Raw genomic sequence first — 21,541 nt, 5'->3', positions numbered from 1 at the left:
CGAGTTGGCGTGCCGGGTGGAGGGAGCTGCCGTCAGCCCTTGGACTTCTGGGTCAGGTGGCTGAACGCGTCCAGGTTGCGCGTGGACTCGCCGCGCGCGACCCGCCACTCGTACTCCTTGCGGATCGCGGAGGCGAACCCGAGCTCCAGAAGGGTGTTGAAGGCGCCGTCGGCCGCCTCCAGGACCTGGCCGAGGAGACGGTCGATCTCGTCGGGGGTGATCGCGGCGAGCGGGAGCCGGGCGGTGACGTACACGTCGCCGAGCCGGTCCACGGCGTAACTGACGCCGTACAGCTTGAGGTTGCGCTCCAGGAGCCAGCGGTGGACCCCGGCCTCGTTCTCGTCGGGGTGGCGGATGACGAAGGCGTTCAGGGACAGGGAGTGGCGGCCGGCGATCAGGGAGACCGTCGTGGACAGCTTCCGCGTGCCGGGGAGCGTGATGACGTAGGTGCCCGGCTCGGGGCTCTCCCACTCCAGTTCGGCGTCCTTCAGTGCTCCCTCGACGACCTGCGCCGCCTTCTGTGCGTCAGCCATGGTGGGAGCGTACGCGACGGCGGTGGGCCTGGGCCGCGGCCGCGTAGACCTCCGCCGTGGCGGCCGCCGCCGTGTCCCAGCCGAACGACTGGGCGTGCCGCGCCGCCGCCTCGCCCATCCGGAAGCTCAGCCGGGGGTCGTCGGCGAAGGCGCGCAGCACGCGCGCGTAGGCGGCCGGGTCGTGGCCCTGGACCAGGAAGCCCGTCCGGCCGTCGGCCACGGCCACCGGAAGCCCGCCCACCGCGGCCGCCAGCACGGGGGTGCCCGCCGCCTGCGCCTCGACGGCCACCAGCCCGAAGGACTCGCTGTACGACGGCATGACCAGCACCGACGCCGCCCGGAACCAGTCGGCGAGCTGCTCCTGCCCGACCGGCGGGTGGAACCGTACGACGTCCGCGATGCCGAGGCGGGCGGCGAGCTTCTGCAGCCCCTCCGGCTTGGCCATGCCGCTGCCGCTCGGGCCGCCGACGACCGGCACCAGGATGCGGGAGCGCAGATCGGGGCGCTCGTCCAGCAGGACGGCGACCGCGCGCAGCAGGATGTCCGGCGCCTTCAGCGGCTGGATGCGGCCCGCGAAGAGCGGGATCAGGGCGTCCTGCGGGAGCCCGAGACGGGCGCGGGCGGCGGCCCGGCCGTCGGCCGGCGAGAAGCGGGAGAGGTTCACCCCGGGGTGGACGACGGCGACCTTGGCCGGGTCGGCGGCGTAGTGCCGTACGAGCTCGTGGGCCTCCTCCTCGGTGTTGGCGATGAGGCGGTCGGCGGCGTCGACGATCTGGGTCTCGCCGATGACGCGGGCGGCCGGTTCGGGCGTGTCGCCGTCGGCCAGGTTGGCGTTCTTGACCTTGGCCATGGTGTGCATGGCGTGCACCAGGGGGACGCCCCAGCGCTGGGCGGCGAGCCAGCCGACGTGGCCGGAGAGCCAGTAGTGCGAGTGGACCAGGTCGTAGTGGCCGGGGCGGTGGCCGGCCCAGGCCTGCATGACGCCGTGGGTGAAGGCGCACAGCTGGGCGGGCAGGTCCTCCTTGTTGAGGCCCTCGTAGGGGCCCGCGTCGATGTGCCGGACGAGGACGCCGGGCGCGAGCTCCACGACCGGGGGGAGGTCCGCGGCGGTCGTCCGCGTGAAGATCTCGACTTCGATGTTGATCGCGGCCAGGCACTGCGCGAGTTCGACGATGTAGACGTTCATGCCGCCGGCGTCACCCGTGCCGGGCTGGTGCAGCGGTGAGGTGTGTACGGAGAGCATGGCGACCCGGCGGGGGCGGCGGTGCAGCCTGAGCCGGGAGGGGGCCGCCGGGGAGCGACGCCCGAGCCTGCTGACGTACTGGCTCACGTGGCGTTCCTCCTTGGCCTGCGGGCATGCCGGACAGAGGGGTGTGGCCCCCTCCAACGCGGTGCAACGCCGGAAGACGGGGTTCCCATTCCTGGCCGGGCAGTTTTTGCCGAGGCGTTACCGGCTGTCGCTCAACCGTTCGACGTCGGGGTGCGTCACCCGCACCGGGTTCCCCGCGGGTGGGTCCCCATGCGGCGGCCGCAAAGGGGTCCCGTTCGGCCCTTACCCTCGTATCCATGACAGCCCGCGCAGCCCACCGCCCCGTGGGATCGGTGACGCGCGGCACCACCAACCCCAACCGCCTGCGGCGCATGGACCGCTGGATCGCCCACGCCCACGGGGCCGAGCTGCGCCGGGCCGCCGACCCCGTGGCGGTCGACCTCGGGTACGGCGCCGCCCCCTGGACCGCCGTGGAACTGCTCGGCCGGCTGCGGGCCGTCGCGCCCCGGGTGCGGGTCGTCGGCGTCGAGATCGAACCGGCCCGGGTGGCCGCCGCGAAGCCGTACGAACGCGACGGGCTCGTCTTCCGGCACGGCGGCTTCGAGATCCCCCTCCCCCAGCGCCCGCATCTCGTCCGCGCCGCGAACGTGCTGCGCCAGTACGACGAGGACCAGGTCGCCGAGGTGTGGGAGCGGCTGTGCGCCCGGCTCGCCCCGGCCGATCCGGCGACCGGCTCGCGGGGCGGGCTGCTGGTCGAGGGGACCTGTGACGAGATCGGGCGCCGGCACGTGTGGGTGGCGCTCGGCCCGGAGGGGCCGCGCACGGTCACCTTCGCGACCCGGCTGGGCTCGCTGGAGCGGCCGTCGGACCTCGCCGAACGGCTCCCGAAGGCGCTGATCCACCGCAATGTCCCCGGCGAGCCCGTGCACGCCTTCCTGCGGGACTTCGACCGCGCCTGGGCCGCCGCCGCGCCCTACGCCTCCTACGGCGCTCGCCAGCGCTGGATCCGGACTGTGCGTCAGCTGACGGCGGACTGGCCGGTGACGGACGGCCCGGCCCGCTGGCGCCAGGGCGAAGTCAGCGTGGACTGGGCGGCGTTGGCGCCCCGGAGCTGACCCCTCCGGTCACGGGAGGCGACCCGTTCCTCACCCCGCCCCGCTGACCTGCGGGGAACGATCTCCCTGAGTCGTTCGTCACACAGGTCGGGTGATCGTCATGACCGGGAGGTGACGGGGGAAAGCAGACCTCTGTCACTTCGCGCGCCGACATGGCACGATCCCCCGGACGCCTTAAGTTACTGACGGGACATCAGTTTGGGGGTACAGGTATGGGCACGGGCAAGCGCGGCCTGATCACGGCGGCCGTGACCGTCGTCTGCGCGGTCACCGTCCTGGCGGCACCGGGCACCGCGTTCGCGGCACCCTCCCCGTCCCCCTCCCCCAGCGCCTCGGCCTCCGCCGGCACGGCTCCGGTGACCAACGAGGAGCTCGAAGCCGTCCGCGCGAAGCTGGAGAAGCTTTATCACGCCGCGTCCGTCGCCACCGACGAGTACAACGCCGCCGAGGAGGCCGCCGAGAAGCAGTCGGCCGAGATCGTCGAGCTGGCGAAGAAGATCGTCAAGGGCAAGGAGCGGCTCGCGGAGCTGAAGAAGCGCGCCGGTGCGGCGGCCGCCGCCCAGTACCGCTCCGGCGGGCTGCCGGACGAGGCGCACCTGATGCTCAGCGACAACCCGCAGCACTTCCTCGACAACACCCGCAGGGTGCTCCAGGGACAGCGCGCCACCAAGGGCCTGCTGGCCGAACTGACGCGCACCCAGCAGGACTTGGAGCAGTACGCGAAGGACGCCTCCACGCAGTGGCGGCGGCTGGAGGAGGGCCGCAAGGCCAAGGCGGCCGCCCAGAAGAAGATCGAGAAGCAGATCGAGGCGGCCGAGGAGCTCGAGTCGCAGCTCGAGAAGGAGGAGCGGGAGCGGCTGGCCGAGCTGGAGGAGGCGGCCGCGCGCAAGGCGCAGACCGCCTGGCTGGACTCCGGCATCCTCGAGGACCTGAAGACGAAGGCGTCCGAGCGGGGCCGCAAGGCCGTCGCCTACGCCACCGCACAGCTGGGCAAGCCGTACGAGTGGGGCGCCGAGGGACCGAAGACGTACGACTGCTCGGGGCTGACCTCCCAGGCGTGGGCGAGCGCGGGACGCCCGATCCCCCGCACGTCCCAGGAGCAGTGGAAGCGGCTCGAGCACATCCCGGTCGAGGACATGCGCCCCGGCGACCTCATCATCTACAACGCCGACGCCAGCCATGTGGCGATGTACGTCGGTGACGGCGCCATCATCCACGCCCCCCGGCCCGGCCGTACGGTGACCGTGGCGGGCGCCGGTTCGATGCGGATCCTCGGAGTGGTCCGGCCCGATGCGTGAGGGTGCGGGGGCCTTGTGACGTTCTCTCCGTGACCGCCACCACGTGACCCACTCCACGTCACCTTTCCCACGCCTCCGCCACGGACGTGACGTTCGTCATCCCCGGGCCACCGTCGGCCTGTCCAAGTGCGCTGGTAAACGGGGCATATGACAGCGGCGCGGGTCCACCGGACGTGCCCCGCGCCATTCCGCTGCGGCGCCGACACCGCTATGGTCCCCGTCGGTGGATAGAGGACCCTCGTTCCACCTGCCCTCGGGGGGAGGGAAGGAACTCACGACAATGCCCGTACCCGTACCGCGGCAGAGAGCGATCCCGGCCGTGGAGACAGGTCAGGCGCAGGCCGCGTCCCCAGGCGGCGGCATCTTCAGGGATGAGGCCCCACGTAAGGAACAGACGGTCGAGAACACCTCGCACACCAATCTGACGCTGCTGCTGATCGAGGACGATCCCGGCGGCTCGACGGTCGTGCCCGAGATGCTCGACTCGGCCGGCAAGCCCATCCGGGTGCGCACCGCCCGCAACCTCACCGAGGCCGCGCGGCTGCTCACCGACGACGTCCACTGCATCCTGCTGGACCTGGCGCTGCCCGCGCCCGGCCGGTCGAGCGATGACGACGAGCTCGGGGTGCTCAAGCACGTCCTGGAGCTCGCGCCCCGGCACGCCGTGCTGGCCCTCACCGCCTCCGGAGACGCCGAGCGCGGCGCCGAGGCCGTGCGCGTCGGCGCGCAGGACTATCTGTTCCGGGACGAGCTGGACGGCCGGCTGCTGAGCCGGGCGATCCGATACGCCGTGGAGAGGAAACGTTCCGACACGGCCGAGCGAAGGCTGGCCGAGGGACGGCTGCGGGCGCAGGAGAACCGGCGCCTGGAACGCGGTCTGCTGCCGACCCCCCTGCTGGAGGGCTCCTCGCTGCGGTTCGCCGCCCGCTACCGCCCGGGCCGCTCGCGCGCCCTGCTCGGCGGCGACTTCTACGATGTCGTGCGTACCGCGGACGGCACCGTGCACGCCATGATCGGCGATGTGTGCGGGCACGGGCCCGACGAGGCCGCGCTCGGCGTGGAGCTGCGCATCGCGTGGCGGGCGCTGACGCTGGCCGGGCTCTGCGGCGACCAGTTGCTGAACACGCTCCAGCAGGTGCTGGAGCACGAGCGGAGCGACGACGAGATCTTCGCGACGCTGTGCACGGTCGACATAGCCCCGGACGGGCGCCGCGCCGGGCTCTGCCTGGCCGGGCATCCGTCCCCGCTGCTGGCCCGCCCGGGGCGGGCGGCGCGGCTGCTCCCCTACGACAACAACGGACCCGCGCTCGGGCTGGTGCCCGGCGCCCGCTGGCCGCGGATGCAGGTGGAGCTCGGGGCCGAGTGGAGTCTGATGCTCTACACCGACGGCCTGATCGAGGGCCGCGTCGGCGAGGGCCGCGAGCGGCTGGGGCAGGACGGCATGGTCGAGATGGTCCGGCGGCAGCTCGGCGAGGGACTGCGCGGCGAGGAACTGCTGAGGGCGGCCGTCAACGAGGTCCGGGACCTCAACGGCGGCGAGCTGACGGACGACGTGGCGGTGCTGCTGCTCGACCGGTCGGTGTGAGGGCCACCGGTCCCGGCCGGCGCCCTCCGCTCGTCAGTACCGGTCAGCGCCCCCCGTTGTACGGCCCGTAGGGGCCGTCGCTGCTGGAGCCGCCCCTGCGCGGGCGTCCGCCGCCCGACAGGCCCCGTAGGGCGGGGCGGACGTCGACCATGTAGACGATCGTCGCGATGAGGCCGATGATCGGCAGGAACGACAGGATGTTGAAGATCAGGTTCACCACGAAGGCGAGCCCGAGGATGATCAGCCAGAAGGCCTTGCTCTGCTTGTCGACCGCCCGGTAGGCGTCCTCCCGGCGGACGGCGGCGTCGATCAGCGCGAAACCGCTGAAGAGGATCAGGGCCACGCTCAGCAGCCACATGAATCCAGCGAAGCCCTGCATCAGCACAACGTCCACCACCTGAATCAGCTTGTGTCTACGCGGTCACCGTACCCGCATCCGCAGGACCGTTACCCGGAGAACGGGCCGCGCACTCGGTAAGTGCCCGGCCCGCTCTCCGTGCGCGTCTTTCACCCGTCCGGGCAACCCGGCGGGCCCGATCGGCGCTACTTGGCCGGCGGGGTCGTCTTCTTGGCGGTGGGCTTGCGCACCGGGGCCGGCTTGGCCGGGTCCTTCTTCGCCTGCGCGGCGGCGGCCGGCTCGGTCTTCACCGGCTCCGGCCTCACGGGCGCGGGCTTGGCAGGGGCGGGCGCGGGCTTGGCAGCGGTGGGCGCGGGCGTGGCAGCGGCGGGCGCGGGCTTCTCCTCCTTGTCCTCGGCCGGCTTGGCGTTCGGCTCGACGGCGATCGCGAACTCCTCGATCTCCTCGGCCGCCTCGCCGCGCCAGGTCCGCACGGTCTGCTCGCCGTGCTCGGCGACCTTCTCGTAGGCCTCGCGGGCCTTCACGGCGTACTCGGCGGCGACGCCGATGGTGCGCAGCGCGAGGTCCTGCGCGCTTTCGCCGAACTTCTTCAGGTCGGCGTCGAGGTTGCTGCCGAACTTCTTGAAGTCGGCGTCCAGGCTGCTGCCCAGCTTCTTGAGGTCGGTGTCCAGGCTGGCGACGAACTCGGTGACCTTGGCCTGCAGGGCCTCCTGGGCCTCCTTCGCCTTGGCACCGGCCTCCTTGGCGCGGGCGGCGGCCTTCTCCTGGACGGCCTTGGGGTCGGTGTTGCGCACGGCCTCGAACCGCGAAGGCGCCTCGGTGCGCAGCTGCTCCACCAGCCCGGGCACCTTCTTCGCCTGCTGGATGGCGAGGTCGGCGGTGCCGGCGGCGAAGTAGAGCGGGGTCGGGTCGCTGAGGGTCTTGCGCAGGTCGTCGGTGATGGCCATGGTGATGGTCCTCCCGGGTCGCTATCAGATGAGGGTTCTGGGTACCCGCGACCGTCGGACGGCTGACACCCGAGGGGCGGCCGACGCACGGGGTGCGTCTGGCGGTTCGAGGTCAGCCGGCCGACCGCTGCGGGCCGGTCGGGTTCTCCGGGTCGGCGTCGCTGCCGTCGGACGTACGGGTCGAACGGGTCGTGCGGGTGGCTCGGGGGCGGCGCGCGGTCTCCTCGCGGCCGCTGTCACCGTCGGTCTCGCCGTCAGGGTCTCCGCCGTCCTGCGGACCGCCGGCCAGATCCTCCACGGCGTCGGCGAGCCGCTGGGCCGCCGCCTCCGCTTCCGCCTCCGTGGCCTCGCGGGATATCCCGAAGCCGTTCTCCTTGCGGAAGGACTCGTAGATCTGGAGCAGCACCTGCTTCTGGCGCTCGTTCAGGGTCGGGTCGGCCAGGATGACGGCGCGCGTCTCCACCTCGTCCCGGTCCCGCTCGGCGTCGAGGATGCCGGCGCGGACGTACAGCGTCTCCGCGGAGATCCGCAGGGCCTTGGCGACCTGCTGCAGCACCTCCGCGGACGGCTTGCGCAGCCCGCGCTCGATCTGGCTCAGGTACGGATTGGACACCCCGGCGGCGTCGGCGAGCTGCCGCAGCGACAGCTGCGCGGTGCGCCGCTGCTCGCGCAGGTACTCGCCGAGATTGCCGACGTTGAGCGATGCCATGGCTCCACTGTGCCGCACTCTCGCTAACTCTTGCAAGCACCCGCTTGCAAAAGTGCGCCACACCACCCGCACGGCGTCGCGGAACGGCCGGCGTCGGAGAAGGACGGCCGTCACGGCACGGCCTGCCCGCTCGCCCGGCCTCCGCACCCGATCCACTCCTCCAGGACGGCGAAGTCGTGGTCGGTGAGGCCGTGGCGGTGGTCGACGCGGTGCAGGAGGGCCGGGGAGGGATGGTGCGCGGCCACATACGCGCGGTCCACATCGGTGATCTCGTCGTCGACCCAGACGAACGCCCGGCCCGCCGCCCACGCCACCAGCGGCCGCGTCTTCCAGTGCGGCGCCCGGGACCCGAGCCAGGGTTCGGCGTCCTCGTCCGGCCAGTCGACCAGTCGCAGCGGGGGCAGGCCGAGCCAGGGCGCGAGGGCGACGTTCGCGTCGTCCAGCCAGGTCGTGGCCCACACGAGCTCGCACCCGAGCCGCGCGAGCCGCCGCAGCCGGGCGCCGAGGGTGGGGTCCACCCGGGAGAGGAGGGGGTGGGCGGGAGGTCCGGGCAGGGTGAGGGGCGCTTCGAACAGGGGGTACGGCCGCTGCGACCCAAAGGGGATGAGCGTGCCGTCGACGTCGAGGAACAGGAGCATCGAAAACAGCATCGCCCTCGGGCGGGCCCTGCGCTACCGTCGACCGCATGACTGCCGGGTCGGCCTTGTGCCGTGAGCGAGTTGGGTGTTGCCCGGCCTCTGAGTGAGGCCATGGGCGCGGGCCAGGGGCCCGCCTTTTCTCTTCGCTTCCCTCCCAGACGGAGACCGACGAAGAGAAGACGAAGAGAAAGAGACCAGACACCCCGCATGCCCCATGACTTCAATCAGCAGGTCATCGAGGAGTTCCGCGCCAACAAGGGCCGCGTCGGCGGCCCCTTTGAAGGCGGCCGGCTGCTCCTCCTCACCACCACCGGCGCCCGCACCGGGCGTCCCCACACCACCCCGGTCGCCTATCTGCCGGACGGCGGCGACCGCGTCCTGGTCATCGCCTCGGCCGCCGGCTCCCCGCGACACCCGGCGTGGTTCCACAACCTCGTCGCCCATCCCGAGGTCACCGTGGAGGCCGGGGCGTTCACCTACCCGGCGCGGGCGGTCGTCCTGGAGGGCGAGGAACGGGACCGGGCGTTCGCGCGGGCCGTGGAGGCCGATCCCGGCTGGGCCGCCTACCAGGAGCGGACGGAACGGGTGATCCCCGTGATCGCCCTGTACGAGATCACGCAGGGCCCGCCGCACATCAACGCCTCCTCCATGGGCGAGGCCATCAGGGTCGTGCACGACGCCTTCCGCCGCGAACTGGCGCTCATCCGCGACGAGATGGCGAAGGGCGGCTCCACCCTGGGCGCCCAGCTGCGCGTCAACTGCCTCACGTTCTGTCAGGGCCTGCACAACCACCACACCGGCGAGGACACCGCGCTGTTCCCGTTCCTCGCCGACCGCCACCCCGCCCACGCCCCCGTGCTGGACCGTCTGCGCGAGGAGCACGAGCGCATCGCGGGCCTCGTCGAGCGGCTGCGCCGGGCCGTCGGGGAGGACGGGGCGACGGGCGATCCGGAGGCCGCGCGCGAGGAGGTGGCCCGGCTGACGGCGGAGCTGGAGGCCCATCTGACGTACGAGGAGGAGCAGTTGATCCCCCTTCTGGACGCCACCGGCTGACGGACGGCTTATCGGGAGGCCGCCGCTCAGAAGGGCAGCGGCCTCCCGTGCACGACCTCCAGCCCCGCCACCGCCCGCGTCAGCACCACGTACAGCCGGTGCAGCCCGCGCTCCTCCGACTCCGCGATCGCCGCCGGCTCCACCGCTACGACATGGTCGTACTCCAGCCCCTTCACCACACGCGCCGGTACGACGACCACCCGCTCCCCGGGCTCCTCGGCCCGCCCCGCCGCGATCCCGGCAGCCGCCAGCGCCTCCCGCACCCGGGCGACGTCCGCGTCGGCCGCGATCACGCCCACGGACCCCTCGCGCCCCAGCGCGTCCCGGACGGCCTCGACGACGGCACCCGGCAGGTCGTCCCCCGCCGTCCGGAACCGCACCTCCCCGTCGCCGCGCAGCGAGCGGGCCGCGGGCACCGGTACCGCCAGCCGCGCCAGCAGCCCGTCGGCCAGCTCCAGGACCGCGCGCGGTACCCGGAACCCGGTGGTCAGCGCGACGACCGCCGCGTCCGGCTTGCCCAGGTGCGCCATCGCCGACGCCCAGTCCCGCGCGGCCCACGGGGTCGTGCCCTGCGCCAGGTCCCCGAGGACGGTCAGCGAGCCGAACGGGCAGCGGCGCGCGATCGCCCGGCACTCCATCGGCGACAGGTCCTGCGCCTCGTCGACGACGACATGGCCGTACCCCTGCGGGCGTTCGATCAGCCCGGCGACCTCGTCCAGGAGGACCAGGTCGGCGGCCGACCAGCGCGCCGACTTCCACGAGCGCGGCGGTCTCGCCCAGAGCAGTGCCTTCCGCTCCTCGTCGTCGAGCACCCCCTCGGAGGCGTCCGCCAGCGCCTCCGGGTCCGTGAACAGCGCGGCGACGACCTCCTCGGGCCGCGCCTTCGGCCAGACCGCCTCCACGTACGCGCCGACCGCGCGCCCCCGCGACACCCGCTGCGCCCAGCCGGCGGTCTGCGGTCCGGCGCCCCGCTCGGCCTGCTCCCGCAGGAGACGTACGGCCCGGGACCGCACCCGCTCCCGCCCCACGGCGTACGGCGGCTCCTCGGCGCGGACGTCCTCGACGATCCGCCGCAGCGCGTCCACCGGGACCCGCCACCGGTAGGAGCCGTCGGCCACCACGAGCGGCGCCAGGTCCTCGGCGCGTGCCACGCGCGCGTACAGCGCCCGCCGCAGCACCTCCGCCATCCGGACGTCGTGCTTCAGCCGGGCGGCCCGCTCGTCGTCGGTCCCCCGCACCGGGTGCCGGGCGATCTCCCCGGCCGGCGTGGACTGGCGCACCCCGGTCTCGCCCAGCGCGGGCAGCACCTCGGAGATGTAGGAGAGGAAGGTCGGGTTCGGCCCGAGGATCAGCAGGCCGCCGCGCCGGATGCGCTGCGGGTGGGTGTAGAGCAGATACGCGGCCCGGTGCAGCCCGACGGCGGTCTTGCCGGTGCCCGGTGCGCCCTGCACACACAGCGAGACGGCGAGGTCGCCCCGTACGAGGTCGTCCTGCTCGGGCTGGATGGTGGCGGCGATGTCCCGCATCGGCCCGACGCGCGGCCGCTCGATCTCCCGGGCGACGATCTCGCTGACCCGGGTCTCGTCCCGGTCGAGGTGCTCGTCCTCCAGCCCGGTGAGGTCGCCGGAGTCGCCCCGGCTGCCCGGCGCCCAGCCGAACCGGCGCCGTACGGCCACGCCCTGCGGGTCGTGCGCGGACGCCTGGTAGAAGGCACGGGCCACGGGCGCACGCCAGTCGACGACGAGGGGCGGGTCGGCGGGGTGCTCGCTGATCCGCAACCGCCCGATGTGCAGGGCGGCCTGCCGCTCGCCGCCCGTGAAGTCCAGCCGGCCGAAGAACAGGGGGCCCTCGGGCAGTTCACGCAGCGCCTTGGCCTGGCTGCGCAGCCGGCGGCCCAGCACCTCGGCGTCGGCGCCGGACGCGGAGGCGTGCTCGCCGATGACCACCTGGTGGTCCGCCCCGTCGGCCATCGCGGCGAGCGCGCGGCGGCAGCGGTCGTGATGGGCGCGCTCGTCCAGGAGCGCGGTGCGCAGGTCGGCGGAGGGGTCGGCAGGCGTCATGCCCGCCACCCTACCGGGAAAAAGCAACTCGGTCACATTATTTACCGTGACTCAGTCACCCTCGACTCGGTCAGCTCCGGCAATCCGGCCGCCAGCCGTCCGAACGCCCGCTCAGCCGCCGCGATGGCGTCCCTCCTGACCTCCGCCAGCGGTTCCCCGGCCTTGATCCGACGCCAGTTCTCCTCCGCGAGGATCCGCCGTACGGCCACGATCTGCCCGGCCGCGAGCCGTGCCTCCAGCCCTCCGCCCAGCGCCTCGGCGAGCGCGGCCTCGGAGCGCTCCAGGTAGGCGTACATCCGGGCGACGAGGGCCGGTGTGCCGTAGACGAGCGAGTGGAAGGCGAGCACCTGCGGGTGGTCGCTGAGCCCGGTGATGGGGTCCCCACGCTCGATCGCGTCGAGGAAGTCCCGCCGCAGCGCCTCGACGGGCGGCCCCTCCGCCGCGGCCACGACGCGCGCCGCCTCCTCCTCGTGATCGGCGATCCGGTGCAGCACGAGGTCCTCCTTGGCCGGGAAGTACCGGAAGAGGGTCGGCTTGGAGATCTCGGCGGCGGCGGCCACCTCGGCGACGGACACGGCGTCGAAGCCCTTCTCCAGGAAGAGCCGGATGGCCGTCTCGGACACGGTCTCGTACATCCGCCGCTTCTTGCGTTCCCGCAGGCCGGGGGCGGGGGTGCCGTCGTCGCTCATGGACGCGAGCCTACGCGCCGGGTGCGCGCGGGCCGCAGCCGTCCAGCGGGCGTCAGCCGCCGTGCCGGCGGTGCCAGTCGCGCAGCGAGCGGGCCACGGCCGGCAGGGTCGGCACCTCGTCCAGGCCCAGCGGGACGGCGGCCCTTTCCAGCACGCGCCGGACCTTCACCGACTCGCCGAGCCAGCGCCGCCAGTGGAACGATCCGCCCCCGCCGAGGACCTGGGTCGCCCGGATCACGTCGGTGAAGACGCTCTGCGCCCGCTTGAAGTCCCGCAGCCGTGGCAGGTCCTCCCGCCAGCCCTCGGTGCTGCCGGGTGCGGACCGTTCCGCGACCGCGCGCCAGCGCTCGACCACCCGGGTCTCCTGCTCGGCCGGGTAGCGCATGAGGTGCAGATGCGTGGCGAGGTCGTACAGCGGGTCGCCCAGCATGGCCAGTTCCCAGTCGATGGTCCACAGCCGGCCGTCGGGGTCGAGGACGAAGTTCTCCCGGTGCAGGTCGGCGTGGAGGAGGGTGAAGGGCCGTCGCGTCAGACCGGGGACGAGGACGTGCTTGCGCAGGGACCGGAACGAGTCGTCGTCCACCCCGAGCGCGGCGAAGAGGCCCTCGAAGGCGTCCCGGTTGGCCTGGTACACCCGCTCCTCCGCGAACCGGATCAGCCCGTCCAGGAACCCGGCGGAGTCCCGGTCCTCGGCCCGGTCCTCGCCCGAGCAGCGGCGTCCGGCCCGCACCGTGGCGGGGGCGACGGCCGTCAACTCCCCGAAGAGGTCGAGGATCTGGTCGAGTACGCGGTCCGGGACCGGCCGGCCGGGACCGTGCACGGACCCGAGCGTGCGCCCCTCGATGAACCTCTGGAGCGGGATGCCCCCCACGTCGACGAGGCCCGGAATCCGGGAGATACGTCCCTGCAGCGTCTCCAGCAACTGCTCCTCCGAGAGGAAGCACCGCCGGTCGAACCACAGCAGCCGCTCACGCGGGGCCCGGCACTTGACCCGGCCTGGTTCGGCCTCCTCGTCGTCCTCGCCGTCACCGGCGGCGCCGGGCAGGGAGATCACATACGTCTCGTGGTGGTAGCCCTTGAGCGGACCCTCGACCGCCCTCGCGTCACCGCCGCTCAACTCGACGGCCTGCTCCCGTGTCTGGGACACCCGCTGGGCTGACATGGCACACGCTCTCTCGACTGACCCCGCACCGGTGGCGGGAATGGCACGGCATCCCCCCTGTGAGGGGGCATCGTGCCAGAAGTGACGGGCGAGTTCAGGGAGAACCTCTCAGAAGGGGGGACGGTTCCCCCCCTCGGCTACCCCGGCGACCCGACGGCCCGCACCGCCCGCAGCACCTCGTGCAGGTCCGTGACGACGTGGTCGACCCCCGCCCGGCGCAGTCGCTTCTCCTTGTCCTCGTCGCGCGCGTAGCCCAGGAACGGCACCCCCGCTTCCGCGGCGGCCTGCCAGTCGGTGGGCGTGTCGCCGATGAACAGGGCACTGCCGGGGGCCGCCCCCATCGCGCTCAGGGCGCGGTTCAGGTAGTGCGGGTGGGGTTTGAGGTACTGGAGGTCCTGGGTGCGGCCGTATATGTGGGGCTGGAAGCGGTGCAGGAGGCGGCGGCCGGTGAGGTAGGCGCGGACGGCGCGGGGGGAGTTGTTCGTCGCGACGGCCAGGCGGGCGCCGACCTCCGCCCAGGTGTGGATCAGTATGTCCGCGTAAGCGGTGGGCATCGCCGAGGCGGCGGCGCGCAGTTCCTCCTGGGTGAGGCGCTCCTCCAGCTCGGCGACCAGGTCGCTGCCCGGGTGGCGGCGGTTCACGGCGCGCAGGACGACGTGCGGGTCGAGGGACTCCCGTTCGGCCTCGTCCAGCAGGCTGTGCAGTCCGCGGTCCTCCAGCCATCGCACCAGGTCCCGCGCGATTCCTTCCGCCTTGTGCCCGGCGAAGAGCCGGCAGATCGGGCCGTCGAAGTCCCACACCACCACACGTGCGCGCGCGACCAGGGCCGCCAGGCCGTCGGTCCCGCCGTCCCGGTGTGCCGCCACCGCTTCTGAGTGCGTCGTATCAGGAGTCACTAGGAGAGTGTCAGGTCAGTCGTGATGGTTTCCCAGAGGGCGTCGAACCACTTCTGCGATTCCTGCACGAACGCGGCGTCCCGCTGTCCCGCCTGCTCCACGAAGGAGAAGAGCAGGGACGTCGAGCCGAGGGCGTCGTACATCTCCAGGGTCCGGCTCTCGTACTCCTCCTGCCGTTCCGTGAGGACGTAGTAGCCGATCAGCGCCTCATGCCCGTTGAGGAGATACAGCTTCACCGGCGGGGTGAACGGCAGCGCCCGGAAGGTGACCCGGGCCTCGACGCCGACGGTGGAGCGCAGGGCCTGGAGGTTGTGCCGCAGCACGCGCGCCTGGGCGTTGCGCATCTCCAGCCACCGCTTGTGCACGGGGTCGTCGTCCTCTCCGCCGGCCACGGAGACCGGGAAGGCGAGGTGGATGGTGCGGGACGGCAGGAGGACGCGGACGTCGACGGACTCGGGGCGTATCGAGCCCTCGTGGATCAGGCGGAGCGGTTCACCGAGGGCGAGCATCAGTGTCTCGGAGGTGTGGCAGACGACGTCCACGCGCACGTGGGGCGCGGAGAACGCCTCCGTCAGCCGGGGGGCGAGGCCGACCATCGTCGGCTGCGGCGCGCCCCGCGTGGGTGACGGCAGGGCGATCCGCGGCGGGCTGCCCTTGCTGACGTTGGTGAGGAGACCGTCCTCCTGGAGGGCGCGCAGGGCCTGGCGTACGGTGCCGCGTTCGACGCCGAACTCCTCGGCGAGCTCGGCCTGGGTGGGCAGGCGGTCGCCGGCCTTGAGTTCTCCGACGCGGATGCGTTCCCGCAGGATGTCGGCGATCTCCTGCGGCGAGAGTCTCCTGCTGCCGTTCACGGCCACGTTCTCCTGAGTCACGACCAAACGCTACAACTTGTGCCCATCTGGCGGCAGTTGTATGTAGCTCGTTTCAAAGTAGGGACCAAGTGGGGACAACCTATTCAGAGTTGGCACCAAGTTGGTTGAGTTGGCGGAAGTAATCCTTCCATCCCCGGAAGATCGAAGGGGGAAACACCGATGCCCGTCCTCGCACTCCTCTCCGCCGTCTTCGTCGTCGGCGTCGAGCAGCTCCTCCAGTGGAAGTACGGCGCCACGGGCCTCATCGGCCTGCTGCTCCTCACCATAGGCATCAAGGCCAGGAACCCGGCCGTCAGCTCCATCGGTGCCGCCGTCCTCGCCGTCCTCTTCTCGGGCCCCGCCCTGTGAGTCAAGCGCGCGAGGGACCGGCGAAAGCGCAGATCGAACGCCGTGGGAGACCGTCAGGTCGTGAGCGTCAGCTCCGAACTGATCGTCTCCCACAGTGCGTTGAACCACACGTGCGACTGCTCCACGAACGTCGTGTCCCGCAGCCCGGCCCCCTGCTCGAAGGCGAACAGCGTCGACTGGATGCCCGGGGCGTCGTACATCTCCAGGTGCCGCTGCCCGATCTCCACCTCGCTGCGGGTCAGCGTGTAGTAGGCGAACAGGGCCTCCGTGCCGTTGAGCAGGTACAGCTTCACCGGCGGGGTGAACGGCAGCGCGCGGAAGGTGACCTGGACGTCGACGTCGTGCGTGGAGCGCAGCGCCAGCAGGTTGTGCCGGAGCACCTGGCCCTGGGCGTTGCGCTGGTCGAGCCAGCGCCGGCGCAGCTGGACGTCGAGGTCGTCGGACGCGTCGTCCACCGGCGTCGGGAAGGCGAGCGGGATGTCCCGGCTGGGCAGCAGCACCCGCACGACGACCTTGGCCGGTTTCATACGGCCCGCGTGGATCTGGCGGAGCGGTTCGCCGATGGCGAGGGTGAGGGAGACCGAGGTGAGGCACAGCGCGTCGATCTCGACGTGCGGGGCGGCGAAGGCGGCCGCGACGCGCGGGCCGAGGGTCACCATCGTGGGCTGCGGGACGGCTCCGGGGCCGGTGGCGGCCCTGCCCGGCTCGGGGGCGACGGTGGCCGGGGCGCCCTTGGAGGCGTTGGTGAGCAGGTGCTCGGACTGCAGGATGCGCAGGGCCTGCCGTACGGCTCCGCGCTCGACGCCGAACTCGTCGGCCAGCTTGGCCTGGGTGGGCATGCGCTGGCCGGGCCGCAGTTCGCCCGAGGTGATCCGGGCGCGCAGCGCGGCGGCCACCTCTCGGTGTGATGTCTGTGGCCGCTGCGACCTCTTCCGCCCAGTGGCGGAGGCGTGTTTCGGCTCCACGACCGAACATTACAACTTCCCGCCATCTTTGGGCAGTTCACCGGATGGTGGTTATAGGACGCGTCGAGACGGTCATAACTACAGTGAAGTTGGTCGCCAACTTCAACGACATGGTCAAGCTTCAAGGAGTTGGCCACGAGTCGCCGCAGGTTCAGCCGACCGGGCTCCCTTCCGGAGGGGAGCCGGGAGCCCGGACGGCCGGCGCACCGCCACAACTTCACATCGACAACCGCACACCGACAGCACAGCCACAACCGCATACGGACGCACAGCCACAACTGAAGAAGGGCGCACAGCGCCCGCCGGCACAACTGAACAGCTCGCTACGGATGAGCGGACCCGTCACCTCGTCGCAAGGAGGTTCAGAACATGTCCGGGCACCAAGGACGCCTGGACGTACGCAGCAGGGCGTCGGCCGTCAGGGCGGCGCCCGCTCGCTCTTCCCGCACCCGCCCCAGCGCGGCGAGCCGTACGACGGACTCGTCGCCGAGCCACAGCCGGCTCAGGTCGGCGATGTCGAGGGTCAGGTCCGCGGTGGCCGTGGTCGGCGCGCAGGACGCGCCGTCCGCGGCCGCCTCCAGCCGGAACCGCCCGCCCGACAGCCCGGAGCCGTCGACGACCTCCAGCACCAGCGCGCCCCGCCCGGCGTAGGTGCGCGCCTCCAGGGCCCGCTCGACGTCCAGGATCCGCACCCACAGCCAGTCCGCCAGCGTCGTGACACGGGCGGCTCGCGGATCGGGCAGGTACAGCGGCAGCAGGTCGTCCGGGGCCCGCCAGCCGCTCTTCACCGTGGTGATCCAGTCGATGGAGCACAGGTAGAGCCACAGGGAGCGCTCGGCCCGCGGGGTCGCCGCGATCAACCAGTTCACGGTCGCCGTGTTGAGGGGCTGCTTGCCGTCGCCCCAGTGGTCGTCCGCCTTGTACGACACCAGTCCGTCGACCGTGCCGTCCGCCGAGCGGTACACGGCGAAGAAGGGCTCGGTCCACGGGGACCCCTCCGGACGCAGCCCGCCGGTGCTCACCTGCCACCACCGCTCGTCGCGGTCGACGGCACCCGGCTGCGCGCGGCGCACCCGCTCGAACAGCTCGGGGCCCACCTTGCGGACGTCGCCTCCGTCCACGAGCTCGATACGGCCGCCGTCCTCCGGCCCCGACCACCGGGGGTCGATACCGGCGCGCGGCACGTCGATGGTCCACTCGGCCGTCCACGCGGCGGGCCCGAAGCCGTAGCGGCCGTAGATCGGGTACTCGGCGGCGATCAGCGTCGCGACGACGTCGCCGCGCTCCCGGGCCGCCGTCAGGTCGTGGGCCATCATGCCGGTGAGCAGGCCGCGGCGGCGGTGGGTGGGACTGACGGTGACGTTGGTGACGGCGTCCGCGGGGACCGCGGCACCGCCGACCGCGGTGACCTCCTGCGCGAACGACCGGAAGGTGGCCACACAGCGGCCGTCGTCGAAGGCACCGAGCGTGCGGGCCGGGTCGATGTACGACTCCCGGTCCGCGACCTCCGCCTCGGTGACGCCGGGCGACCGCAGGAACCCGGTCTTCAGGGCCCGGCTCCACTCCGGGACCTCGCCGGCGGTCAGGGGACGGATGTCGATGTCGACGGGGGATGCGGAACGGCTCATGGGGCCACGGTAGGCGGGAGCGCGGAACGTGTCTCGAAAATTTATTCGCGCTCTCGCGCTCCCGTCCCTACGACGTCCGCCCCGTCGTCAGCTCAGCAGGTCGTCCACCTGGGCCTCGCCGTCGCGGTAGCGCCGGGTGATCTCCGCACCGCACTCGTCGGCCGTGCGCTGCAGGCGCTGGCGGCGGCGGGAGACCTGCTGCTCGTAGCGGACGAGGCGGCCCATCGCGGCGTGCAGTTCGGCGTCGGTGCGGGCCTGGAGGTCGGAGAGCTCGACCTCGGCCAGCATCTCCGACGCCAGCCGCCGGGACTCCTCGCTCTGCGGGGTCCCCAGCGTCACGTGGCGGGCCGAGGAGCGGTGGCGTGCGGGGGCGTCGGTGAGGATCTCCGGCAGGCGGTCCACGACGGCGGCGGCTCCCGCCGGGGACCGCCGCGCCAGCTCCGCCCGCAGGATGTCGATGCGGCCCTGCAAAAGGCGCCGCACATAGCTCAGATCGGCCTCGTCGCTCTGCGCGTCCCGGCGCAGGGTGCGCAGTTCGGGCAGGCTGAGAACGGTCAGGTCCTGCTCGGGCGGCTCCGGGGGCAGCGGTGCGTGCGGGCCCGGGCCCGGATCCTCGGCAGTGCGCTGCGTGGGCGGTCGCAGACCGTCCGGCCGGCCCGCGTGGGCCAGCACGACAGCCCCGGGCAGCGGCCCGGTACTCGGTGTGCTCATATGCCTCAACCGTCCCCTCGACCCGCGTGTGGGAGCATCGTGCCATCCCGACCGGCCCCTACGTGACCGAGAGCCCCCGAACGGCCCCAGATGGAGGGTCACCTGTTCAAAAAGAAGCACCCGAAGGGGTCTTCGGGGACAGCCGCCGCCCTCATCGGGCGGTGCCGGACCGCCCCCGGACGCACGGCATGATGGCCGTATGCGAGCTGTGGTGCAGAGAGTGGACGGCGCGAGCGTCGTCGTGGACGGCGAGACGGTCGGCGAGATCACCGGCGAGGGGCTGTGCGTCCTCGTCGGCGTCACGCACGAGGACACCAAGGAGAAGGCGGCGCAGCTCGCCCGCAAGCTCTGGTCGATCCGGATGCTGGACGACGAGAAGTCGTGCAGCGACCTCGACGCCCCGCTGCTCGTCGTCAGCCAGTTCACCCTCTACGGCGACGCCCGCAAGGGCCGCCGCCCCACCTGGAACGCCGCCGCCCCCGGCGAGGTGGCCGAGCCGCTCGTCGACGAGGTCGTCGCCCAGCTCCGCGCCCTGGGCGCGACGGTGGCGACGGGCCGGTTCGGCGCCAGGATGCGGGTGTCCCTGACGAACGACGGCCCGTTCACCGTGCTGATCGAGATCTAGGGGATGCCGGTCAGGGCTCGACGACCACTTCCTGGGCGGCCGCCGTGTCGCCCGCGATCAGCCGGGCGTCCACCGGGACGTTGCGCTTGACCAGGGCCAGGGCGACCGGGCCCAGTTCGTGGTGGCGGGCCGACGTCGTGATGAAACCGATCTTGCGGCCGTCGGGCTCCTCGTCCGCGAGGCGGATCTCGGTGCCGGCGGCGGGCAGGTGCACCTCGCTGCCGTCCAGGTGCAGGAAGACCAGGCGGCGGGGCGGCTTGCCGAGGTTCTGGACCCGGGCGACCGTCTCCTGCCCCCGGTAGCAGCCCTTCTGCAGATGCACGGCCGTGCCGATCCAGCCCAGCTCGTGCGGGATGGTGCGGTGGTCGGTCTCGAAGCCGAGGCGGGGGCGGTGGCTCTCGACGCGCAGCGCCTCGTGGGCGAGGAGCCCGGCGGGCGGGCCGGCCTGCCCGGCGTACGCCTCCAGGTCCGCGCGGGGCAGGAACAGGTCGCGGCCGTACGCCGTCTCGCGGACGACGACACCCTCGGGGACCTCGGTGATCGACCCGGCGGGCAGGTGCACCACGGCGAACTCACCGGTGCGGTCGGCGACTTCCACCCGGTAGAAGAACTTCATCGACTCCAGGTACCCGATCAGCGCGTCCTGGGTGCCGGGCTCGACGTGCGCCCAGGTCGTCGTGCCGTCGTCGACCAGGTACAGGGCGTGCTCGATGTGGCCGTGCGCGGAGAGGATCAGCGCCTCGGTGGCCTCGCCGACCGACAGGTCGGTGACGTGCTGGGTGAGCAGCAGGTGCAGCCAGGTCAGCCGGTCCTCGCCGGAGACGGTCACGACACCGCGGTGGGAGAGGTCGACGAAGCCGGTGCCGTCGGCGAGGGCGCGCTGCTCGCGGAACAGGTCGCCGTAGTGCGCGGCGACGCCTTCGTCCACGCCCTCGGCGGGCACGGCGCCGGGCAGGGTCAGCAGGGGGCTCTTCATGGCTCCAGCCTACGACCCGGTAGTTGAAGTCTTCCCGGTCGCACCCCGGGCCGCACAGTCCCTGCACCGCCCGAAGATCGCGAAATGCTTCATGTCGGTCTCGAAGCCGAAGTCGCGGCGCAGCTTCGCGGTGAACTCGGCGGCCACCGACACATCGGCCTCGATGACGTTGTCGCAGTCCCGGCAGACCAGGTGGATGTGGTGGTGGCGGTCGGCCAGGTGGTAGGTGGGCGCACCGTGCCCGAGGTGGGCGTGGCTGACCAGGCCCAGCTCCTCCAGCAGCTCCAGAGTGCGGTAGACCGTGGAAATGTTGACCCCCGACGCCGTCTTCCTCACTTCCACGAGGATGGCGTCGGGGGTCGCGTGCTCCAGGGTGTCCACGGCCTCGAGGACAAGCTGGCGCTGCGGCGTCAGCCGGTAGCCGCGCTGCCTGAGGTCGCTCTTCCAGTCGGTGCTCACCACATGGGAAGTCTAGAACTACTTGAAGAAGGCGATGCCGTCGTCCGGCATGTCGTCGGGCAGGGCCTTGGCCCAGCGCTCGACCTCCTCCGGGGTGACGACCTTCTTCAGGTGCGCCGACATGTAGGGGCGCAGCTCGACCTCGGGGGTCTGCTTCTCGCCGACCCACATCAGGTCGCTCTTGACGTAGCCGTACAGGCGCTTGCCGCCGGAGTACGGGCCGGAGGCGGCGGTGCGGGCCACCGCGTCGGTCACCAGGTCGATCTGGGGCTTCTTGTCGGCCATCTCGCCGTACCAGATCTCGACCACGCCGTCGTCGCGGACCATGGTCACCTCGACCTTGCGGTCGGCGTCGATGCGCCAGTAGCCGTGCTCGGACTCCAGCGGGCGCACCTTGTTGCCCTCGTTGTCGAGCACCCAGGTGTGGGACTCGTACTCCAGGAAGTCCCGGCCGTCGTGCGTGAACGAGACCTCCTGACCGAAGTTGCACTTCTCGGAACCGGGGAAGTCGTGCACGCCCGCGCCGGCCCAGTTGCCGAGCAGGAAGGCGAGGGGCACGAGGTCCTTGTGGAGGTCGGACGGGATCTCGATCATGAGCAGCTCAGACGTCTCGTACGTGTGGGATGGGGGTCAGCGCTGGCCCT

23 protein-coding genes are annotated in these 21,541 nt (G+C 72.3%); 6 read left to right on the top strand and 17 right to left on the bottom strand.

Going from position 1 to position 21,541, the window contains the following annotated elements; genetic code table 11:
- Positions 1–32: 32 nt before the first annotated feature.
- Positions 33–533 carry a YbjN domain-containing protein gene (locus ABZ899_RS25205; protein WP_361350183.1) on the bottom strand — a complete coding sequence of 167 codons (501 nt, stop codon included), beginning with the start codon at positions 531–533 and terminating at the stop codon, positions 33–35.
- Entirely contained in the window at positions 526–1,863 is a 1,338-nt protein-coding gene (gene mshA, locus ABZ899_RS25200; RefSeq protein ID WP_361350181.1) for a D-inositol-3-phosphate glycosyltransferase, read from the bottom strand. The genes ABZ899_RS25205 and mshA overlap by 8 nt, the downstream gene beginning before the upstream one ends.
- 236 nt (positions 1,864–2,099) lie before the next feature.
- Here mshA and ABZ899_RS25195 point away from each other — a divergent pair, with 236 nt between their 5' ends.
- From ABZ899_RS25195 to ABZ899_RS25185, 3 genes are all read left to right on the top strand, one after another.
- Complete coding sequence (locus ABZ899_RS25195) at positions 2,100–2,918, top strand: class I SAM-dependent methyltransferase (protein ID WP_361350179.1); 819 nt, start codon at positions 2,100–2,102, stop codon at positions 2,916–2,918.
- A 212-nt stretch (positions 2,919–3,130) separates the two neighbouring features.
- A complete protein-coding gene (locus tag ABZ899_RS25190; protein ID WP_361350177.1) occupies positions 3,131–4,216 on the top strand; it encodes a C40 family peptidase in 1,086 nt (361 codons plus the stop codon).
- Positions 4,217–4,496: 280 nt separating this feature from the next.
- Positions 4,497–5,801: a SpoIIE family protein phosphatase gene (locus tag ABZ899_RS25185; RefSeq protein WP_361350175.1), complete on the top strand. Its 1,305-nt coding sequence runs from the start codon at positions 4,497–4,499 to the stop codon at positions 5,799–5,801.
- A gap of 43 nt (positions 5,802–5,844) precedes the next feature.
- Here ABZ899_RS25185 and ABZ899_RS25180 read toward each other — a convergent pair whose 3' ends face one another.
- The 4 genes from ABZ899_RS25180 to ABZ899_RS25165 form a co-directional block, all read right to left on the bottom strand.
- Complete coding sequence (locus tag ABZ899_RS25180; RefSeq protein ID WP_361350315.1) at positions 5,845–6,180, bottom strand: DUF2516 family protein; 336 nt, start codon at positions 6,178–6,180, stop codon at positions 5,845–5,847.
- Between the two features lie 164 nt (positions 6,181–6,344).
- Positions 6,345–7,106, bottom strand: a complete 762-nt coding sequence (locus ABZ899_RS25175) for a hypothetical protein (protein ID WP_361350173.1) — start codon at positions 7,104–7,106, stop codon at positions 6,345–6,347.
- Positions 7,107–7,218: 112 nt separating this feature from the next.
- The gene (locus tag ABZ899_RS25170; protein ID WP_361350171.1) at positions 7,219–7,815 is read right to left on the bottom strand and encodes a helix-turn-helix transcriptional regulator; all 597 of its coding nucleotides are present in this window, start codon (positions 7,813–7,815) and stop codon (positions 7,219–7,221) included.
- Positions 7,816–7,925: 110 nt separating this feature from the next.
- Positions 7,926–8,453 carry an HAD domain-containing protein gene (locus ABZ899_RS25165; RefSeq protein ID WP_361350169.1) on the bottom strand — a complete coding sequence of 176 codons (528 nt, stop codon included), beginning with the start codon at positions 8,451–8,453 and terminating at the stop codon, positions 7,926–7,928.
- Positions 8,454–8,660: 207 nt separating this feature from the next.
- On the opposite strand from ABZ899_RS25165, the gene ABZ899_RS25160 reads away from it, so the two are divergent.
- Complete coding sequence (locus ABZ899_RS25160; RefSeq protein WP_361350167.1) at positions 8,661–9,506, top strand: nitroreductase/quinone reductase family protein; 846 nt, start codon at positions 8,661–8,663, stop codon at positions 9,504–9,506.
- A 26-nt stretch (positions 9,507–9,532) separates the two neighbouring features.
- Here the strand turns inward: ABZ899_RS25160 and ABZ899_RS25155 are convergent, their stop codons facing one another.
- From ABZ899_RS25155 to ABZ899_RS25135, 5 genes are all read right to left on the bottom strand, one after another.
- Positions 9,533–11,566 carry an AAA family ATPase gene (locus ABZ899_RS25155; protein ID WP_361350165.1) on the bottom strand — a complete coding sequence of 678 codons (2,034 nt, stop codon included), beginning with the start codon at positions 11,564–11,566 and terminating at the stop codon, positions 9,533–9,535.
- 41 nt (positions 11,567–11,607) lie between these two features.
- Positions 11,608–12,255 (bottom strand): TetR family transcriptional regulator, encoded by a 648-nt coding sequence (locus ABZ899_RS25150; RefSeq protein WP_361350163.1) that lies wholly within the window; start codon positions 12,253–12,255, stop codon positions 11,608–11,610.
- A 52-nt stretch (positions 12,256–12,307) separates the two neighbouring features.
- Positions 12,308–13,417, bottom strand: coding sequence for a phosphotransferase (locus ABZ899_RS25145; protein WP_361350162.1), 1,110 nt, complete (start codon positions 13,415–13,417; stop codon positions 12,308–12,310).
- 137 nt (positions 13,418–13,554) lie between these two features.
- On the bottom strand, positions 13,555–14,283 hold the full coding sequence (locus ABZ899_RS25140; RefSeq protein WP_361350160.1) for an HAD family hydrolase: 729 nt from the start codon (positions 14,281–14,283) through the stop codon (positions 13,555–13,557).
- A gap of 29 nt (positions 14,284–14,312) precedes the next feature.
- Positions 14,313–15,191, bottom strand: coding sequence for a winged helix-turn-helix domain-containing protein (locus ABZ899_RS25135; protein ID WP_361350158.1), 879 nt, complete (start codon positions 15,189–15,191; stop codon positions 14,313–14,315).
- A gap of 153 nt (positions 15,192–15,344) precedes the next feature.
- Here ABZ899_RS25135 and ABZ899_RS25130 point away from each other — a divergent pair, with 153 nt between their 5' ends.
- Complete coding sequence (locus tag ABZ899_RS25130) at positions 15,345–15,533, top strand: hypothetical protein (RefSeq protein WP_055624770.1); 189 nt, start codon at positions 15,345–15,347, stop codon at positions 15,531–15,533.
- A 53-nt stretch (positions 15,534–15,586) separates the two neighbouring features.
- Here ABZ899_RS25130 and ABZ899_RS25125 read toward each other — a convergent pair whose 3' ends face one another.
- The 3 genes from ABZ899_RS25125 to ABZ899_RS25115 all read right to left on the bottom strand — a co-directional run bounded on the left by ABZ899_RS25125 (position 15,587) and on the right by ABZ899_RS25115 (position 18,837).
- Positions 15,587–16,429 (bottom strand): GntR family transcriptional regulator, encoded by an 843-nt coding sequence (locus ABZ899_RS25125; protein ID WP_361350156.1) that lies wholly within the window; start codon positions 16,427–16,429, stop codon positions 15,587–15,589.
- Positions 16,430–16,860: 431 nt separating this feature from the next.
- Positions 16,861–18,126 carry a GNAT family N-acetyltransferase gene (locus tag ABZ899_RS25120; protein ID WP_361350154.1) on the bottom strand — a complete coding sequence of 422 codons (1,266 nt, stop codon included), beginning with the start codon at positions 18,124–18,126 and terminating at the stop codon, positions 16,861–16,863.
- 87 nt (positions 18,127–18,213) lie between these two features.
- Positions 18,214–18,837 (bottom strand): aerial mycelium formation protein, encoded by a 624-nt coding sequence (locus ABZ899_RS25115; RefSeq protein ID WP_361350152.1) that lies wholly within the window; start codon positions 18,835–18,837, stop codon positions 18,214–18,216.
- Between the two features lie 199 nt (positions 18,838–19,036).
- Here ABZ899_RS25115 and dtd point away from each other — a divergent pair, with 199 nt between their 5' ends.
- Positions 19,037–19,462: a D-aminoacyl-tRNA deacylase gene (gene dtd / locus ABZ899_RS25110; protein WP_361350151.1), complete on the top strand. Its 426-nt coding sequence runs from the start codon at positions 19,037–19,039 to the stop codon at positions 19,460–19,462.
- 10 nt (positions 19,463–19,472) lie between these two features.
- On the opposite strand, the gene ABZ899_RS25105 is transcribed toward dtd, so the two are convergent.
- From ABZ899_RS25105 to ABZ899_RS25095, 3 genes are read right to left on the bottom strand one after another with little or no spacing between them, the layout of a single operon-like run.
- Entirely contained in the window at positions 19,473–20,438 is a 966-nt protein-coding gene (locus ABZ899_RS25105) for a folate-binding protein (protein WP_361350149.1), read from the bottom strand.
- A 9-nt stretch (positions 20,439–20,447) separates the two neighbouring features.
- Complete coding sequence (locus tag ABZ899_RS25100; protein ID WP_361350147.1) at positions 20,448–20,900, bottom strand: transcriptional repressor; 453 nt, start codon at positions 20,898–20,900, stop codon at positions 20,448–20,450.
- 15 nt (positions 20,901–20,915) lie between these two features.
- Complete coding sequence (locus tag ABZ899_RS25095) at positions 20,916–21,491, bottom strand: FABP family protein (RefSeq protein ID WP_361350145.1); 576 nt, start codon at positions 21,489–21,491, stop codon at positions 20,916–20,918.
- Between the last annotated feature and the right edge of the window lie 50 nt (positions 21,492–21,541).

Origin of the sequence: Streptomyces sp. NPDC046859, from assembly GCF_040645135.1 — a bacterium.
GTDB lineage: Bacteria > Actinomycetota > Actinomycetes > Streptomycetales > Streptomycetaceae > Streptomyces.
The sequence above is the reverse complement of the archived record's forward strand: the minus strand, read 5'-3'. Positions and strand labels throughout refer to the sequence as shown.

Coding starts and splice junctions, on each gene's coding strand:
- ABZ899_RS25205 (WP_361350183.1), bottom strand. CDS start 533: ATGGCTGACGCACAGAAGGCGGCGCAGGTCGTCGAGGGAGCACTGAAG.
- ABZ899_RS25195 (WP_361350179.1), top strand. CDS start 2,100: ATGACAGCCCGCGCAGCCCACCGCCCCGTGGGATCGGTGACGCGCGGC.
- ABZ899_RS25190 (WP_361350177.1), top strand. CDS start 3,131: ATGGGCACGGGCAAGCGCGGCCTGATCACGGCGGCCGTGACCGTCGTC.
- ABZ899_RS25185 (WP_361350175.1), top strand. CDS start 4,497: ATGCCCGTACCCGTACCGCGGCAGAGAGCGATCCCGGCCGTGGAGACA.
- ABZ899_RS25180 (WP_361350315.1), bottom strand. CDS start 6,180: ATGCAGGGCTTCGCTGGATTCATGTGGCTGCTGAGCGTGGCCCTGATC.
- ABZ899_RS25175 (WP_361350173.1), bottom strand. CDS start 7,106: ATGGCCATCACCGACGACCTGCGCAAGACCCTCAGCGACCCGACCCCG.
- ABZ899_RS25170 (WP_361350171.1), bottom strand. CDS start 7,815: ATGGCATCGCTCAACGTCGGCAATCTCGGCGAGTACCTGCGCGAGCAG.
- ABZ899_RS25165 (WP_361350169.1), bottom strand. CDS start 8,453: ATGCTCCTGTTCCTCGACGTCGACGGCACGCTCATCCCCTTTGGGTCG.
- ABZ899_RS25160 (WP_361350167.1), top strand. CDS start 8,661: ATGCCCCATGACTTCAATCAGCAGGTCATCGAGGAGTTCCGCGCCAAC.
- ABZ899_RS25155 (WP_361350165.1), bottom strand. CDS start 11,566: ATGACGCCTGCCGACCCCTCCGCCGACCTGCGCACCGCGCTCCTGGAC.
- ABZ899_RS25150 (WP_361350163.1), bottom strand. CDS start 12,255: ATGAGCGACGACGGCACCCCCGCCCCCGGCCTGCGGGAACGCAAGAAG.
- ABZ899_RS25145 (WP_361350162.1), bottom strand. CDS start 13,417: ATGTCAGCCCAGCGGGTGTCCCAGACACGGGAGCAGGCCGTCGAGTTG.
- ABZ899_RS25130 (WP_055624770.1), top strand. CDS start 15,345: ATGCCCGTCCTCGCACTCCTCTCCGCCGTCTTCGTCGTCGGCGTCGAG.
- ABZ899_RS25120 (WP_361350154.1), bottom strand. CDS start 18,126: ATGAGCCGTTCCGCATCCCCCGTCGACATCGACATCCGTCCCCTGACC.
- ABZ899_RS25115 (WP_361350152.1), bottom strand. CDS start 18,837: ATGAGCACACCGAGTACCGGGCCGCTGCCCGGGGCTGTCGTGCTGGCC.
- dtd (WP_361350151.1), top strand. CDS start 19,037: ATGCGAGCTGTGGTGCAGAGAGTGGACGGCGCGAGCGTCGTCGTGGAC.
- ABZ899_RS25105 (WP_361350149.1), bottom strand. CDS start 20,438: ATGAAGAGCCCCCTGCTGACCCTGCCCGGCGCCGTGCCCGCCGAGGGC.
- ABZ899_RS25095 (WP_361350145.1), bottom strand. CDS start 21,491: ATGATCGAGATCCCGTCCGACCTCCACAAGGACCTCGTGCCCCTCGCC.